Annotated in this window: 10 protein-coding genes and 1 tRNA gene; 2 read left to right on the forward strand and 9 right to left on the reverse strand. The window is 65.6% G+C overall.

Going from position 1 to position 13557, the window contains the following annotated elements:
* Nucleotides 1-727 precede the first annotated feature (727 nt).
* Both YWW_RS36045 and YWW_RS0117095 read right to left on the reverse strand, forming a co-directional pair.
* Complete coding sequence (locus YWW_RS36045; protein ID WP_155830222.1) at nt 728-1381, reverse strand: hypothetical protein; 654 nt, start codon at nt 1379-1381, stop codon at nt 728-730.
* Between the two features lie 360 nt (nt 1382-1741).
* Nucleotides 1742-3253 (reverse strand): ISL3 family transposase, encoded by a 1512-nt coding sequence (locus YWW_RS0117095; protein ID WP_026931053.1) that lies wholly within the window; start codon nt 3251-3253, stop codon nt 1742-1744.
* Nucleotides 3254-3648: 395 nt separating this feature from the next.
* Here YWW_RS0117095 and YWW_RS35190 point away from each other — a divergent pair, with 395 nt between their 5' ends.
* On the forward strand, nt 3649-4455 hold the full coding sequence (locus YWW_RS35190) for a DUF4231 domain-containing protein (protein WP_081687547.1): 807 nt from the start codon (nt 3649-3651) through the stop codon (nt 4453-4455).
* Between the two features lie 22 nt (nt 4456-4477).
* Here YWW_RS35190 and YWW_RS36050 read toward each other — a convergent pair whose 3' ends face one another.
* From YWW_RS36050 to gdhA, 3 genes are all read right to left on the reverse strand, one after another.
* Complete coding sequence (locus YWW_RS36050; RefSeq protein WP_155830223.1) at nt 4478-5407, reverse strand: hypothetical protein; 930 nt, start codon at nt 5405-5407, stop codon at nt 4478-4480.
* 342 nt (nt 5408-5749) lie between these two features.
* A tRNA-Pro gene (locus YWW_RS0117105) sits at nt 5750-5823 on the reverse strand.
* Nucleotides 5824-6074: 251 nt separating this feature from the next.
* Entirely contained in the window at nt 6075-7424 is a 1350-nt protein-coding gene (gene gdhA / locus YWW_RS0117110; RefSeq protein ID WP_026931054.1) for an NADP-specific glutamate dehydrogenase, read from the reverse strand.
* Nucleotides 7425-7672: 248 nt separating this feature from the next.
* Between gdhA and YWW_RS0117115 the strand changes: the two genes are divergently transcribed.
* A complete protein-coding gene (locus tag YWW_RS0117115; RefSeq protein ID WP_026931055.1) occupies nt 7673-8833 on the forward strand; it encodes a pyridoxal phosphate-dependent aminotransferase in 1161 nt (386 codons plus the stop codon).
* A 40-nt stretch (nt 8834-8873) separates the two neighbouring features.
* Here YWW_RS0117115 and YWW_RS0117120 read toward each other — a convergent pair whose 3' ends face one another.
* From YWW_RS0117120 to YWW_RS0117135, 4 genes are read right to left on the reverse strand one after another with little or no spacing between them, the layout of a single operon-like run.
* Complete coding sequence (locus YWW_RS0117120) at nt 8874-9716, reverse strand: carbohydrate ABC transporter permease (RefSeq protein WP_026931056.1); 843 nt, start codon at nt 9714-9716, stop codon at nt 8874-8876.
* Nucleotides 9706-10665 (reverse strand): carbohydrate ABC transporter permease, encoded by a 960-nt coding sequence (locus YWW_RS0117125; protein WP_026931057.1) that lies wholly within the window; start codon nt 10663-10665, stop codon nt 9706-9708. Before YWW_RS0117125 ends, YWW_RS0117120 begins: the two co-directional genes overlap by 11 nt.
* Complete coding sequence (locus YWW_RS0117130; protein WP_026931058.1) at nt 10662-11936, reverse strand: ABC transporter substrate-binding protein; 1275 nt, start codon at nt 11934-11936, stop codon at nt 10662-10664. Before YWW_RS0117130 ends, YWW_RS0117125 begins: the two co-directional genes overlap by 4 nt.
* 15 nt (nt 11937-11951) lie before the next feature.
* Nucleotides 11952-13547, reverse strand: a complete 1596-nt coding sequence (locus YWW_RS0117135; protein ID WP_026931059.1) for an FAD-dependent oxidoreductase — start codon at nt 13545-13547, stop codon at nt 11952-11954.
* Between the last annotated feature and the right edge of the window lie 10 nt (nt 13548-13557).

A 13557-nucleotide genomic window follows, 5' to 3' on the forward strand; every position in this document is an offset into this window, starting at 1 on the left:
AAAGCATTAGACAGTCAACACCAAAGGGTCAGGTCCCTACTCGCTACTTTGAACACGCCACCGCAGGTAGACGGCCTACTTGTGCGCCTGTCCGCCCCGCTCACGCCCAATGCCGGGATTTCAGGCCCTTCCTGGCGCTCAAGCGCGGCAGCTGAGTACGTCATCGAGGACAATTCAGGACGGATACCTCGGCCGCTTCATCGGCGCCTCTCCTTCGACCAGCGAACCGCGCTCGTCGCATCATTCAGCGTCAGGGCCAAGCAGAAGGACCTTGCCATCCAGTATGGCGTCAGCATCCGAAGTGTCAAGCGCCTGGTCCAGGCTGATCGAGAAGCGGACGCTGTCACCTAATACTCCATCCTTGGTTCCGTTGGGGTGCTTGAGATTCAGATGCACGCAGAAGCAGTCGCTCGTGCGTGCTTCCCGCGCCCGCGACTACACCACCGCCGCGCACGGTGGCGTCAGTTATCTGATGCGGCAACCACGGTTGGGGCGTGATCGGGCGGCCCGGGTTCACATACGTCGCGAACGCGTCGCCGGTCATTGGTTCAAGCACGGGCCCGAGCGGCACCAGGGCGATCTGGACGATCGCTGCCACTTCGCCGCTGGCGCTGCCGGTGCCTTCCAAGTCCACGCTACCAAACGCATCACCCCCCACCCCGACCTGTTTGACAGTTGTTCCAGGTAGACCCGAGAACAGCCTTCGGTGGTAGCTGCACCGGTGCAGCTACCAGACTTCCACACCTGCGATCTGGACTACCGCCTCCCGGAAGGCCCTTTTCGAGGGTGTGACCTTCTGGAAGTCACACAGAAAATAGGCGTTTTCATACTTTATGTACTCGTCCTTAGGCAGGTTCGGTAGGTAGCCGCTGCCGGTCGGCAACACTGCTATAAGTCGCCGACGCTGACCATCGTGATACATGTCCGCGAGGTGGTCAATCTTGCTCCATGCGATTCTACGCTCCCGAGGTTCTTGGGTTTGACGGACAGTGATGTGTTCTTTGGACAGCTCGACCGTGTACGGCGCTGTTGCCTTTTCCCACATGGTGGCCGCCCCAAATAGGATCAATACAGAAATCGCTAGAACAATGAGGCCATTGCCAACGTCTCTGTGATTCTCTATATTGGACAGGAATGTCACCAGAAACCAAACCACTCCCAGAAAGGCAACTCCTCCGCATGCGAGCGCGAATCCCAGTTCAATCCGTCTGGGGTACCGTTCGCAGACGAACGTTTGGACCACCGCAGTCGCGTTTCGGTTGACGTCGCCTTTCCGTTTCGACGCCGCCGTCGATTGGTACTGCTTGAACGCGAACCAGGCGCTTGCCATGCCCGCCACCACTCCAGCTACTTGCAAGAACGCCTCGAAACCTGGACTCATGCTGAGACGATATATGACAGATGCCTTTGCGGCGCAACCCCAACGAGCCGAGGGGTTCCCTTGCGGTCCGCCTCGACGCCAGCTCCACACCACGATGCACGGGACTTTTCACCCTTCACGGGCTTGAGTTTTAACGCGTTTGGTTGACGTGCAGGGTTTTCGGTGCTGGTCAAAGCACCGACCGAAGGGGGTCTCCGGCGCGTGAGGCCTTGACCCGTCGGTGCTGACACGGAACCGCGTGACCGTAGTAATCCTACGGTCACGCGGCCGGGATAATACCACGCTACGTCCGATCACAGCCATTCATAGGGGTACGGGAGTGTCAGGAACTTGGCTCTGTCGCACTTTCGGGGGTAGCGGTCAGTGGTGGGATCCGAGCAGGATGCGGTGGCGGAGGAGTTTGAAGCCGGCCCGGCCGTACATTTGCCGTTTGATCAGCTTCGTCTTCGTGTTGACACCTTCGGTGCGACCATTATGGAATGGGAGGGTGAAGGCTGCGGTGACCGCGGCGCGGTCCTGTTCGAGGCCGCGGGTGAAGGAGTGTAGGTGGGGCAGGTCTTCTGCGCGGACGGCGGTGGTCCACTCCTCGAGCCGTTCGGCGTTGCCTGGCTCGGGGCGCAGGAGTGCAGCGAAGCCGCCGGTGAGTCCGACCAGGGCCTTCATCTGCGGGCAGCGGCCGGTGAGCTCGTCGACGAGATCGCGCTGCTTGCCGCTGCGGTGGGCGGGGGCGGTGAGGATCAGGCCGGTCAGACGGCGCGGTGCGATCGGGCGGCGGTCGGCTTCGACGCGGCCTTGGTTGATGTAGCGGTCCAGGAGGTTCTGGCTGCCGGTGTGGCCGAGGGCTTTGATCTCTTCGAGCAGCTGCTTCACGGTCACGGCCGGGTCCTCGGATCGCCTGCGGCGCAGGTGGTCGCGGTAGGGGTCGACCAGGGTGGTGCGGTATTGCGGGGTGGGTCGGATCCGATCGGGCTCGGCGGCGCGCATATACCGTTTGACCGTGTTCAGCGACAGTTGCAGGCGCCGGGCGCAGTCCATGAGCCCGACGCCGGCGTTGAGCAGGTCGTGAACGGCATGCCAGCGTTCAAGGGTGGTCCGGGCCCGTTTGGTCGCGGTCGAGGCTGGCCCGCCTTTCGACCAGCAGGACCCGTGCGCGGCGACCTCCTTGAGTGAGGCCTCGCCGAAGCCCCGCCAGAGGTGCCAGCGGTCGGCAACCTGGATCGCATCGGGCAGGGCGTCCGCTACCGCCTGAGCATAGGCAGCCGAGCCGTCACGGCAGACGACCTCGACACCCGGATGAGCCCCGAGCCAGGCTTGGAGGGTGTCGGCCTTGCGGTCGGGCAAGACGTCGATGCGTTCACCAGTCACGGCGTCGATCAGGACCGTGGCGTAGCGAAGTCGCTTGCGCAGCGCGAAGTCGTCGACCCCGAGCACCGTCGGGGTCCGCTGCGGCGGCAAGGGCAGGCGTAGGAGCATCCGGATCGCAGTATGCCGCGAGACCGCCATCGACAGCGCCGCCAGCGTCCGCTGGCTCGCGCGTCCGGCGAGTTCGCTGACCACTGCGCCGATCTGGGCCGCCAGTCGGCCGGTTCGCCGCTGATAGCGTTCGAGCACCTCGGGGACCTGCTCGCGGAAGGTCCGGCGCGGACAATCACAGTTTTCGCAGCGCAAGCGCCGCACCCGCAGAGCTACCGGGCGGGCATCGATGGGTACATCGGCGACCGTCCGCTCGCAGCACTCGTGGACCCGGCGCGAGGCGATACCGCAGTCAGGACACGCCACCACCTCATCGGTCGTCTTCGCGATGACTCGAACACGATCTCCCAGGTCACGAACTTCTTCAATATCCAATGATGACAGTCCGGAAAAGACAATACGTACGACCTCGCTGCAGCTACACCGGACTCATCATCCCAGACCACGCTCGGTAACCCCCGAAAGTGCGACAGAGCCAAGTTCCTGACACTCCCGACAACGGCATGCCCAGCAGCACAATGGCTTCGACAACTCCGAACTCAGCCCAGCCCAACCACCCTTGCAGCCCAACATTCAGGGTCCTACAGGACCACGCCTCGCATAATTGGTCCTGCCCATGCAAATTGCGTTCCACTTCTCGCCGGGCTAGAACACGAGCTGTCGGCAACCCGACTCCAAACTTGACCGAAATGCCTCGAATGAGAATTTTTTGGGACCTCGTGCGACCAGTTCAATAGATATGATCTCTGGCACTTGCACCTCCTATCCACCTTGGAGCATTTGTGCCTGCTGACATGTCTGACCAAACCGACTACGACCTTCGCGAAAACGGCAAGAAGATCGCACTTGCCGAATCAGAAAGCAGGACTCTCAAGACCCAGAGAACTCTCAAGCTCATCTGGCTAATTTCGAGCATCATCGTTGCCGTATTCCTGGGAACATCGATGGTAATCGGAATTTGGGCGAACCATAGCGGCATATTCAGTTTCATTGGATTCATTGCCGCCGCGTTTTCAACAGCTATGGCCGTGGTGAACATCTTGGCAAGGCAATCCGAGATTGCCAAGCAGCAGAATGAACTCCTGAATCTCCATCATGAGAGAGCACAACTTGCCGCGCGAAACGCGGCTCAACAAGATGAGTCCCTTCGAATCTATCGAATTAATATCCGCACCACGATGGATCGTTACCGAAGTGAAGCTTCTCAAAATCGACGAATCGGCAACACATTGCAATGGTTTATCATCATTGGGGCAGTAGTCGCTGCCAGCTCAACGAGTGCTGCGGCCGCCGCGATTTCAAGCATGACCTGGTTTAAATGGCTTGCCGCGTCGATGAGCATGATTGTTGCAATCGCTTCTAGCGCGACAGGATTCTTCAAGTTCCGCGAACGAAGCGTTGCAAAGCAGCAAACAGCGGACTCAATCGCACGTGAGTCCCAGGCAATGGAACTCGGAATTCGCGATTACAAAAATCTCGGAGAAAAAGAGCGTCTCACTCTATTTGCCGAGCGAGTCGAAGACATCATTGAAGAACAGCGCAAGCGCGAGCTTCAGCTTGAGGAATCATCGAGGGAAGGAGAGAGTCGGGAGTCCCGATAGGCGCGGCGCCGTCAATGCACCTCTACATCGTTACGAGTTCTACCCAGCCTGCTCGCTTCTTCTTATGAACTCCTCCAACACCTCGCAAATCAAACATACATGCAATCGGGTCATTCGAGACCGGTTTGACTAGTGCTCCACTTCTCACAAACACTCGCTTCGGCGTGATGAGCATATTAGAAGTGAGGATATCGCATTCATGGGCAATTAGGAATTCAATAATCCTGAACTGTTTTTCGGAATTTCGTGAGAATCGACTCAGTGCAGTAACACCGAAGATCAAAGGGTCCTCAGCAGCCCTCACCAATTGGTCATACATCGCGGTATCCACGCGCTCGTCGATCGCATTGAATACATAGGTTTGCAGCTTCTTATTCTTCGACTTGGTCTGACTCTCTATGTTGTCGACAATCTCGAAATCCTCGAGAGTCGGACTAGGTGAAGCCGCGTAGCGATATTCGATCTGACCGCCGCCGATGACAAACAACCTATGAGCGCCTTCGAGGGCGGACCAAGCTCGCGGATACTTACGACGCAGTCCATAAAAGTACTCGGCATCCGTTGAATTTGATTGGATTTCATCCTTCGTCGACAGGAATACTTCCAATGAAGGCGCCATCATCGTGGTCAATTGCTTGATCTCCACATCTGAGATCTGTCCACTTGAGTGCGCATTCTCCAACTTACTGTTCCGCACCACAACTGTTACAAACGCCTTCGTCCATCCTGAGGAGTTGAGCGGCCTATGATCGAAGGACTCTTCATAAAAAGCCGCAGCAAGCGTTTTCCTGTCCTCATCTGGGATCGAGCGGAACCATTGGGCTCTATGGAGGATGTCCTGCCCGATCTCCTCAGCATCCTCCGCTTGCACCGAACCTTCAGTTTGCAGCAAGCGGGGAACCTGTGATGTCACGATCTCGTTGAAGGACATGCTGTTTACAGGAGTGCTCATGCGACCGGATCTTAGCTGATGAGAGTCATCTGCGATATCCCCCGATGGGAGTAAACTCGGATTCGCGCCTAGTCACGAGGCTCCTTGTAGCGCTTGTGCATCCGTTCGATGACACATTGATTTGGCTGCGGCATTTAAGGAAAGGCGATCCCCTTCATTGCATCTCACGGGAGAGACACGGATACATCCGCGCGATGGAAGCTCTTGAGGTCCGGGAAGGTACCCGGTAGTGTCGAGGGCTGATGTTGCGTCTGGCGGACGAATGACGGACACGGTCTGTGGCGCCGGCGGAACCCTGAGGGGCGAACCCGCAGTTGCCTGCGGATTCGCCCGCTGCATGCGTCGGGACGACAGGATTTGAACCTGCGACCCCCCGCTCCCAAAGCGGGTGCGCTGCCAAGCTGCGCCACGTCCCGGTGGCCGCCTGAAGGCGGCCGTAGCCAGGGTACAGCACTCTTGCCGAGAATCGAGGTTCGACCGCTTGCGGGCGCGACGTACCGGTCTGGTCGTGTGGAATTCCCGCAGGGCGGCTCGGGCCGTTTCCCTATCGCTCAGCCGGGGCTATTGCTGTTCTAGCTGGTAGTGCACTTCAGAGCGGGAATGGATCGTCGGCTTGCCGCACCGGGTGGCGGCACGCCCGGGGCGTGCCGCCACCCGGTGCGGCGCTTCAGATGACTCCCAGTGCCAGCATCGCGTCGGCGACCTGGATGAATCCGGCGATGTTCGCGCCGGCCACGTAGTCGCCGGGGGAACCGTAGGCCTCGGCCGTCTCCAGGCATCGGTCGTGGATGCCGCGCATGATCTCGGCGAGCCGCTGCTCGGTGTGCTCGAACGACCAGGAGTCGCGGGAGGCGTTCTGCTGCATCTCCAAGGCGCTGGTGGCGACGCCGCCGGCGTTGGCGGCCTTGCCGGGCGCGAAGACCGTCTTCGCCTCGGCGAGGACCCTGATCGCGTCAGGGGTGCACGGCATGTTGGCGCCCTCGGCGACGATCGCGCAGCCGTTGCCGACCAGGGTGGCGGCGTCGTGGCCGTTGAGCTCGTTCTGGGTGGCGCACGGCAGGGCGATGTCGCAGGGCACGTCCCAGACCGATCCTCCCGCGATGTAGCGCGCGGCGCCCCCGCGCAGCTCGGGGTACTCGGCGATCCGGCCCCGCCGCACCTGCTTGAGCTCCTTGAGCACGGCGAGGTCGACGCCGCGCTCGTCGACGATGTGGCCGCCCGAGTCGGAGCAGGCCACCACGGTGCCGCCGAACTCGTGGACCTTCTCGATCGCGTAGAGGGCGACGTTGCCCGAGCCGGAGACGACGACGCGCTTGCCCTCGAAGGAGTCGCCGCGGGCCTTCAGGATCTCGTCGGTGAAGAACACCGTGCCGTACCCGGTGGCCTCGGGGCGGACCTGCGAGCCGCCCCAAGTGAGGCCCTTGCCGGTCAGCACGCCCGACTCGTAGCGGTTGGTGATCCGCTTGTACTGGCCGAACAGGTAGCCGATCTCGCGGGCGCCCACGCCGGTGTCGCCCGCGGGGACGTCGGTGTGCTCACCGATGTGCCGGTACAGCTCGGTCATGAACGACTGGCAGAACCGCATCACCTCGCCGTCGGAGCGGCCCTTCGGGTCGAAGTCCGAGCCGCCCTTGCCGCCGCCTATGGGCATACCGGTGAGGGCGTTCTTGAAGATCTGCTCGAAGCCGAGGAACTTCACGATCCCCAGGTACACCGTCGGGTGGAAGCGCAGGCCGCCCTTGTACGGCCCGAGAGCGGAGTTGAACTCGACTCGGAAGCCGCGGTTGATCTGCACCTGGCCGTTGTCGTCGACCCACGGGACGCGGAAGATGACCTGGCGCTCGGGCTCGCACAGCCGGCGGATCACCGCCGCGTCGGCGTACTCGGGATGCTTGGCCACGACCGGCCCGAGGCTGCTCAGCACCTCGTGGACGGCCTGGTGGAACTCCGTCTCGCCGGGATTGCGGCGGAGCACCTCGTCGTGGATGTCTCGTAGCTTCTCGTCCAAGCCGGGCACACGTCTCCCCTCTCTATCGCGCGAGCAGGGCGGACGACGGTGGCCGCTCGGTTCGCTCACAAGTGCGCAGCGCGATGGTGCGCACCCTGGCAACCGTACTCACCACCGGATAAGTATGCGATTGCCGAGGCTTCGTGACGTGGCTTACTTCATGTCGTCCCGGCGCGCCGTGGGAGCTCGGCGTCCGGTCGGGGCTCTGGGAGAATGCAAGTCGGATCTTGTCGGATGCGGGAAGTGGGGACGATGGCATGCAGGACAGGCCGCTGCTGAACCGGAGGCTGGAAGGGTTCAGCACCACGATCTTCGCCGAGATGTCGGCCCTGGCCGCGCGCACCGGCGCCATCAACCTCGGGCAGGGCTTCCCCGACACCGACGGCCCCGCGCAGATCGCCGAGGCCGCCGCCCGCGCCGTCATGGACGGCCGCGGCAACCAGTACCCGCCCGGTCAGGGCGTCCCCGAGCTGCGCCAGGCAGTCGCCGAGCACCAGCGGCGCTGGTACGGCCTGTCCTTCGACCCCGACGGCGAAGTCCTGGTCACCGCCGGCGCCACCGAGGCGATCGCCGCGTCCATGCTCGCCCTCTTGGAGCCGGGCGACGAGGTCATCGCCTTCGAGCCCTTCTACGACTCCTACGCCGCCTGCATCGCCATGGCCGGAGCCGAGCGGGTCCCCCTCACCCTCCGCGCCCCCGACTTCCGCCCCGACCTCGACGCCCTCGCCGACGCCATCGGGCCCCGCACCCGCCTGCTGCTGCTCAACTCCCCCCACAACCCCACCGGCATGGTCCTCACCCGCGAAGAGCTGACCGCCATCGCCGAGCTCGCCGTCGCCCGCGACCTCTTGGTCGTCACCGACGAGGTCTACGAGCACCTCGCCTACGACAGGGAGCACCTCCCGCTGAGCGCCCTGCCCGGCATGCGCGAGCGCACGGTCTCGATCTCCTCGGCCGCCAAGACCTTCTCCTTCACCGGCTGGAAGGTCGGCTGGCTGACCGCCTCCGCCGAGCTCGTCGCCGCCGTGCGCACGGCCAAGCAGTTCCTGACCTACGTCAACGCCGGACCCTTCCAGTACGCCGTCGCCGAGGCCCTGCGCCTGCCCGAGGGCTACTTCGCCGAGCTCCGAGCCGACCTGCGCGCCAAACGCGACCTGCTGTCCGCCGGGCTCGCCGACGCCGGCTTCGAGGTCTACCGGCCCCAGGGCACCTACTTCGTCACCACCGACATCGCGCCGCTGGGCGAGCGGGACGGCTTCGCCTTCTGCCGCGCCCTGCCCGAGCGCTGCGGACTCGTCGCCGTGCCGAACGCGGTCTTCTACGACGACCCGGACGCCGGACGCACGCAGGTCCGCTTCGCGTTCTGCAAGCGGAAGGACGTCCTGGAAGCGGCCGTCGACCGCCTCGGCGGGCTCTGAGACCGGGCGGGGCGGCGTCCGAGTGGCCCCACCCGGGTCCTCAGCCTTTGATGCCGGTGTGGGCCAGGCCCTCCACGAACTGGCGCTGGGCGATGACGAACACGATCACCACCGGCAGGGCCGACATGGTGGCCGCCGAGAGCTGGACGTCCCACATCGGGCCGCCGTAGGCGTCCACGAACTGCGTCAGCGCCTGCGGGAGCGTGAACTTCTCCGGAGTCGACAGGAACACCACCGGCTCCAGGTACAGGTTCCAACTGTGCAGGAACGAGAAGATCGCGACCGCCCCGAGCGCGGGCCGCGACAGCGGCAGGGCGATGCGCGCGTACAGGGCGAACCGCCCGAGCCCGTCCATGCGGCCGGCCTCCTCGATCTCGACCGGCAGCGCGATGAAGAACTGCCGCATGATCAGCGTCGCCAGGACGCTGGGGGCGCCGAAGATCGGCACCAGCAGCAGCGGCCAGTGCGTGTCGATCATTCCCCAGGAGTTGAACATCTGGAACAGCGGCACGATCGTGACCTCGCTGGGGATGAGCAGCCCGACCAGGATCACCAGGAACAGCGCGTTGTGGCCGGGGAAGCGGATGCGCGCGAAGGCGTACCCGGCCAGCGAGGACACCGCGAGGGTCCCCACGGTGACGACCGCGGCGATGTACATGCTGTTGAAGTACTGCTGCGCGAACGGCGCGAAGTCGAACACGCGGCCGTAGGCGTCCAGGCTCGGGTCGCCGGGCCACAGGCTCGGCGGGAACGCGAAGATCTCGTTCGCCGGTTTGAGCGAGGAGGTGACCATCCACCAGGTGGGGAACACGAACGGGACGGCCAGGAGGCACAGCAGGCCGTAGAGCACCAGTTTGGCGCGGCCGGAGCGCTCAGTCTTCATGGACGACCCACTTCCTGCGCATCTGCCACTGGACGACGGTGAGCACCAGGACGATCGCGAACAGCAGCACCGACAGCGTCGCCCCGTAGCCGAAGTCGTGGAACTGGAAGGCGTTCTGGTACAGGTAGTAGACGAGCACCGTGGTCGAGGTGCCCGGCCCGCCGCCGGTGAGCACGTCGATCTGCGCGAAGACCTGGAGCGAGCCGACCACGGTGATGATCGAGGTCAGCAGGATCGTGGGGCTGATCATCGGGACGGTGATGCGGCGGAAGCGGGTCCAGCGCCCGGCGCCGTCGAGCATGGACGCCTCGTACAGCTCGTGCGGGACGCCCTGCAGGGCCGCCAGGAACAGGACCATGTTGAGCCCGACGTTCTTGAGCACCTGGACCACGATGACGGCGATCATCGCCGTGGTCTCCCCGCGCAGCCAGTTCGGGCCATCGGTCCCGATCGCCGACAGCAGGCCGTTGACGCCGCCGTCGTCCTGCAGCAGGAACCGCCACACGATCGTCCAGGCCACGAGGGTGACCGCGACCGGCGAGAAGAACAGGGTGCGGAAGACGACCGTGCCGCGCAGCTTCTGGTTGAGCAGGACCGCCAGGGCCAGGGCCAGGCTGAGGTTCAGCGCGACCAGGCCGGCCGAGAACGTGGCCGTGGCCGCGAGGACCCCGGGCAGGGCCGGGTCGGCGGCGAGGCGCTCGTAGTTGGCGGTGCCGGTGAACTCGAAGGAGCCGACCAGCACGTTCCATTCGTGGAAGGAGTACCAGAACACCAGCGCCAGCGGGACCAGGACGAACAGGACGCTGCCGAGGAGCTGCGGGGCGACGAATAGGTATCCGGCCAGGAGGTCGCGGCGCCGGGCGGTCCAGCCCTTGCGCGGACGCGGGCCGCCGCCCGGTCGCCGCGTTCGGCGGCCGGTCTCGGCGGTGGGTGCGTCTGCTCGGCTCATCGGGCCAGGAACGGGTCGATGGCCGCGCAGACCTCGGTCAAGACGCCCTCGACGTCGGCGTCGGCCGTCCAGAGCGGGTCGAGCGCGGCGCGCACGGCCTGGTCGATCTGGGCCTGGCCGGTGTGGCTGGGCTTGACCACGCCCTCGTCGATGCGGTCGATCACGACCGTCTGGAGCTGCTCGGGGCTCAGCAGCGGGTTCGCCTGGCCGAGGACCTCGGCGGTGAGCTGCGACTGGCGCGGCGGCGGGAAGTACTGCGCGAGCTTCTGGGAGTTCTCGGGTCCGGTCATGAACGCCAGGAAGTCGGCGGCCTGCTCGGGGTGCGGGGCCACGGCCAGGACGCCGATGCCGGCCTGGCCGATGACCGAGTACTCCCCCGCGGGCCCGGCGGGCAGCGGCACGAGGTCCCAGGCGAACGCGGCGTCCTCCAGGAGCCCGGCGCGGGAGATCTGGGTGACGGTCATGGCCGCCTCGCCGGCGAAGAAGTCGGCGGTCGTGCCCGGCCCGGGCATCGCCTCGTGCTCGAAGACGCTCCGGTGCATGAAGTCCATCGCCTCGACCATCTCGGGCTCGGCGAAGCCGCATTCGGTGCCGTCCTCGCTCCAGGGCCGCGCGCCCCATCCGGTCCACAGTGTGGAGAGGTTGTCCCAGCCGGAGTAGTCGAAGTCGCGGATGACGATGCCGTCGGCGCCGGTCTGGGCCCGGACGGCCGCTCCGGCCTCGACCGCGCGCTCCCAGGTCCACTCGCCGGAGGCGGCGAGTTCGGCCGCGGTCGGCTGGCCGGCCTCGGCGAGCAGGTCGTTGTTGACGAACATCGCGAACGGGGAGGTCGAGAACGGGTAGGCGTACAGCTCGTCGTCGTGCCGCCACAGCTCCGTCGCGGCCGGGACCAGGTCGTCGACGTCGTAGCCGTCGGTGCTGGAGAGCTTGTCGCCCAAGGGCACGAGGGCGCCGGTGGTCACGAAGTCGGGCGCGGAGTTCTCGAGGATCCAGGCCAGGTCGGGGGCGTTGTCGCCGGCGATCTGGGTGGTGAGGGTGCTGGTGTAGCCCTCGAACGGCAGCGGGTCGAACTCGATCGCCTCGACCTCGGGGTGGTCGGCCAGGTAGGCCTCGGCGATGCCGTTCAACAGCGCGAGGTGGTCCTCGTTGGCCGACCAGACGGTCACGCGCAGCGTGACCGGGCCGTCGTCGTCGGATTCGCCGCCGCAGGCGGCCAGGGCGATCGGTGAGGCCGCGGCGGCCGCGACCATGGTGCGACGTGTGATTCTCATAAGGGGTTCTCCTTGTCAGTACGCGGCGATGTCGGGCCATCGCAGCTCGACACCGCCTGATTCGAGCCGGCTCTGGAATGCTTCGAGGAGTGCCGGGGAGTCGCGGACCGCGCGGGGCGCGACGCCGCGGTCGAGGCTGAAGGCCGCCAGCGCTCCGGCGGCCTCGCCGATGTTCCACTCGACCGGGTGGAGCCGGTAGCAGCCGTTGGTGATGTGGGTCGTGCCGAGGTTCTTCGCGGCCGGGAGCAGGTTCTCGACCCGCCGCGGCAGCAGCGCGCCGAGCGGGATCTCGAACGGGCTGGAGGCGACGTCGATGTAGTTGTCGCCTCCGGTGGAGGGGTGCAGGTCGATGCGGTACATGCCGATGCCGACGCTGTCGTGGTAGGACACCGCGCCCGCCGGGCCGCGCACCGCGGCCGACAGGTCCTGCTCGACGACGGTGTACTCGGCCTTGATGCGCCGTGACTCGCGGTGGTAAGGGGCCTGCGCGAGCCCGTCGGCCGAGCCGGTGATGTCGCCGCGCAGCCGCAGGCCCGGCCAGCCGGTGCCGCCGTCGGGCCGCGGGGCCTCGGTCTGGAGCCAGTACAGGACGCTGTAGGACAGGCCGCGGGCCCGCTCGAGGTGCTCGGCGGCGTCGGGGGCGTCGAGGGCGGGCGCCAGGAAGTAGTCGATCATCGGCCAGTTGACCAGGGTGATGTCGCTGTCGTAGGCGCCGGGGGCGAAGGTGCGGCGGGCGGCGATCCGCCGGAAGGTCCACAGGTTGACGTCGCCGCCGCCGCGCCGCTGGTCGCCGACGACGGCCAGGGGGTCGTCGTCGGGGTTGGGGTCGAAGGTGCGGTCGGCCGGTTCGAGGGTGCGCGGGTTCGGCGCCCGGAAGCCGAGCATGTTGCCGCCCCAGAAGTCGGGCCGGAAGTCGCGCCAGAACGCGTAGTCGGCGGGCTTGTCGATGGTGTGGTCGCCGTCGACGTGGTCGATCGCGAAGCACACCGACACGGCCTGGACGTTGTCCGGCTGGGCCGTGCGGGGGGCGCTGGGTTCGCCGGTGTCCTCGGCGGACTCGAAGCCGGTGACGTACTCGGTGCCGGTCAGCGGCAGCAGTTCGCCGGTCTCGGTGGCGTCCAGGACGAACGGGGCGGAGACGACGAGGCGTTCGCCGTCGTCGCGGTGTTCGAGCTCGACGGCCTCGACGCGGTCGCCGTCGGTCCGGGCGGCGACGGGCCGGTAGGGCTGGAGCAGCCGCAGCCGGCCGGAGCCGAGGTGGGGCGCGAGCATGGACTCCAGGACCGCGACGGCCACGCGCGGCTCGTGACAGAGCCTCGAGACGTGCCCGCCGCCGGGGTTGAGGTCGCGTTTGGCGCGGGCGGCGTCGGTGAGCGGGTAGTGCCGCCGGTAGTAGTCCCTGATGCCCTCGCGCAGGCTCCGGTAGGAGGCGGTGACGCCGAACTGCTCGACCCACGAGGGCTCGTCGGGCGGCACGGCCTGGCTGGTGAGCTGGCCGCCGATCCAGTCGTACTCCTCGGTGAGGACGACGCGGCGGCCGGCGCGCAGCGCGGCGAGCGCGGCGGCGACGCCTCCGAGTCCGCCTCCTACGACGAGGATGTCGGTTCGCAGTTCCTTCTCG

It is taken from the genome of Glycomyces tenuis DSM 44171 (assembly GCF_000427885.1).
GTDB classification, from domain to species: Bacteria; Actinomycetota; Actinomycetes; order Mycobacteriales; family Micromonosporaceae; genus Glycomyces; species Glycomyces tenuis.

Coding starts and splice junctions, on each gene's coding strand:
- YWW_RS36045 (WP_155830222.1), bottom strand. CDS start 1,381: ATGAGTCCAGGTTTCGAGGCGTTCTTGCAAGTAGCTGGAGTGGTGGCG.
- YWW_RS35190 (WP_081687547.1), top strand. CDS start 3,649: ATGTCTGACCAAACCGACTACGACCTTCGCGAAAACGGCAAGAAGATC.
- YWW_RS36050 (WP_155830223.1), bottom strand. CDS start 5,407: ATGAGCACTCCTGTAAACAGCATGTCCTTCAACGAGATCGTGACATCA.
- YWW_RS0117115 (WP_026931055.1), top strand. CDS start 7,673: ATGCAGGACAGGCCGCTGCTGAACCGGAGGCTGGAAGGGTTCAGCACC.
- YWW_RS0117120 (WP_026931056.1), bottom strand. CDS start 9,716: ATGAAGACTGAGCGCTCCGGCCGCGCCAAACTGGTGCTCTACGGCCTG.
- YWW_RS0117125 (WP_026931057.1), bottom strand. CDS start 10,665: ATGAGCCGAGCAGACGCACCCACCGCCGAGACCGGCCGCCGAACGCGG.
- YWW_RS0117130 (WP_026931058.1), bottom strand. CDS start 11,936: ATGAGAATCACACGTCGCACCATGGTCGCGGCCGCCGCGGCCTCACCG.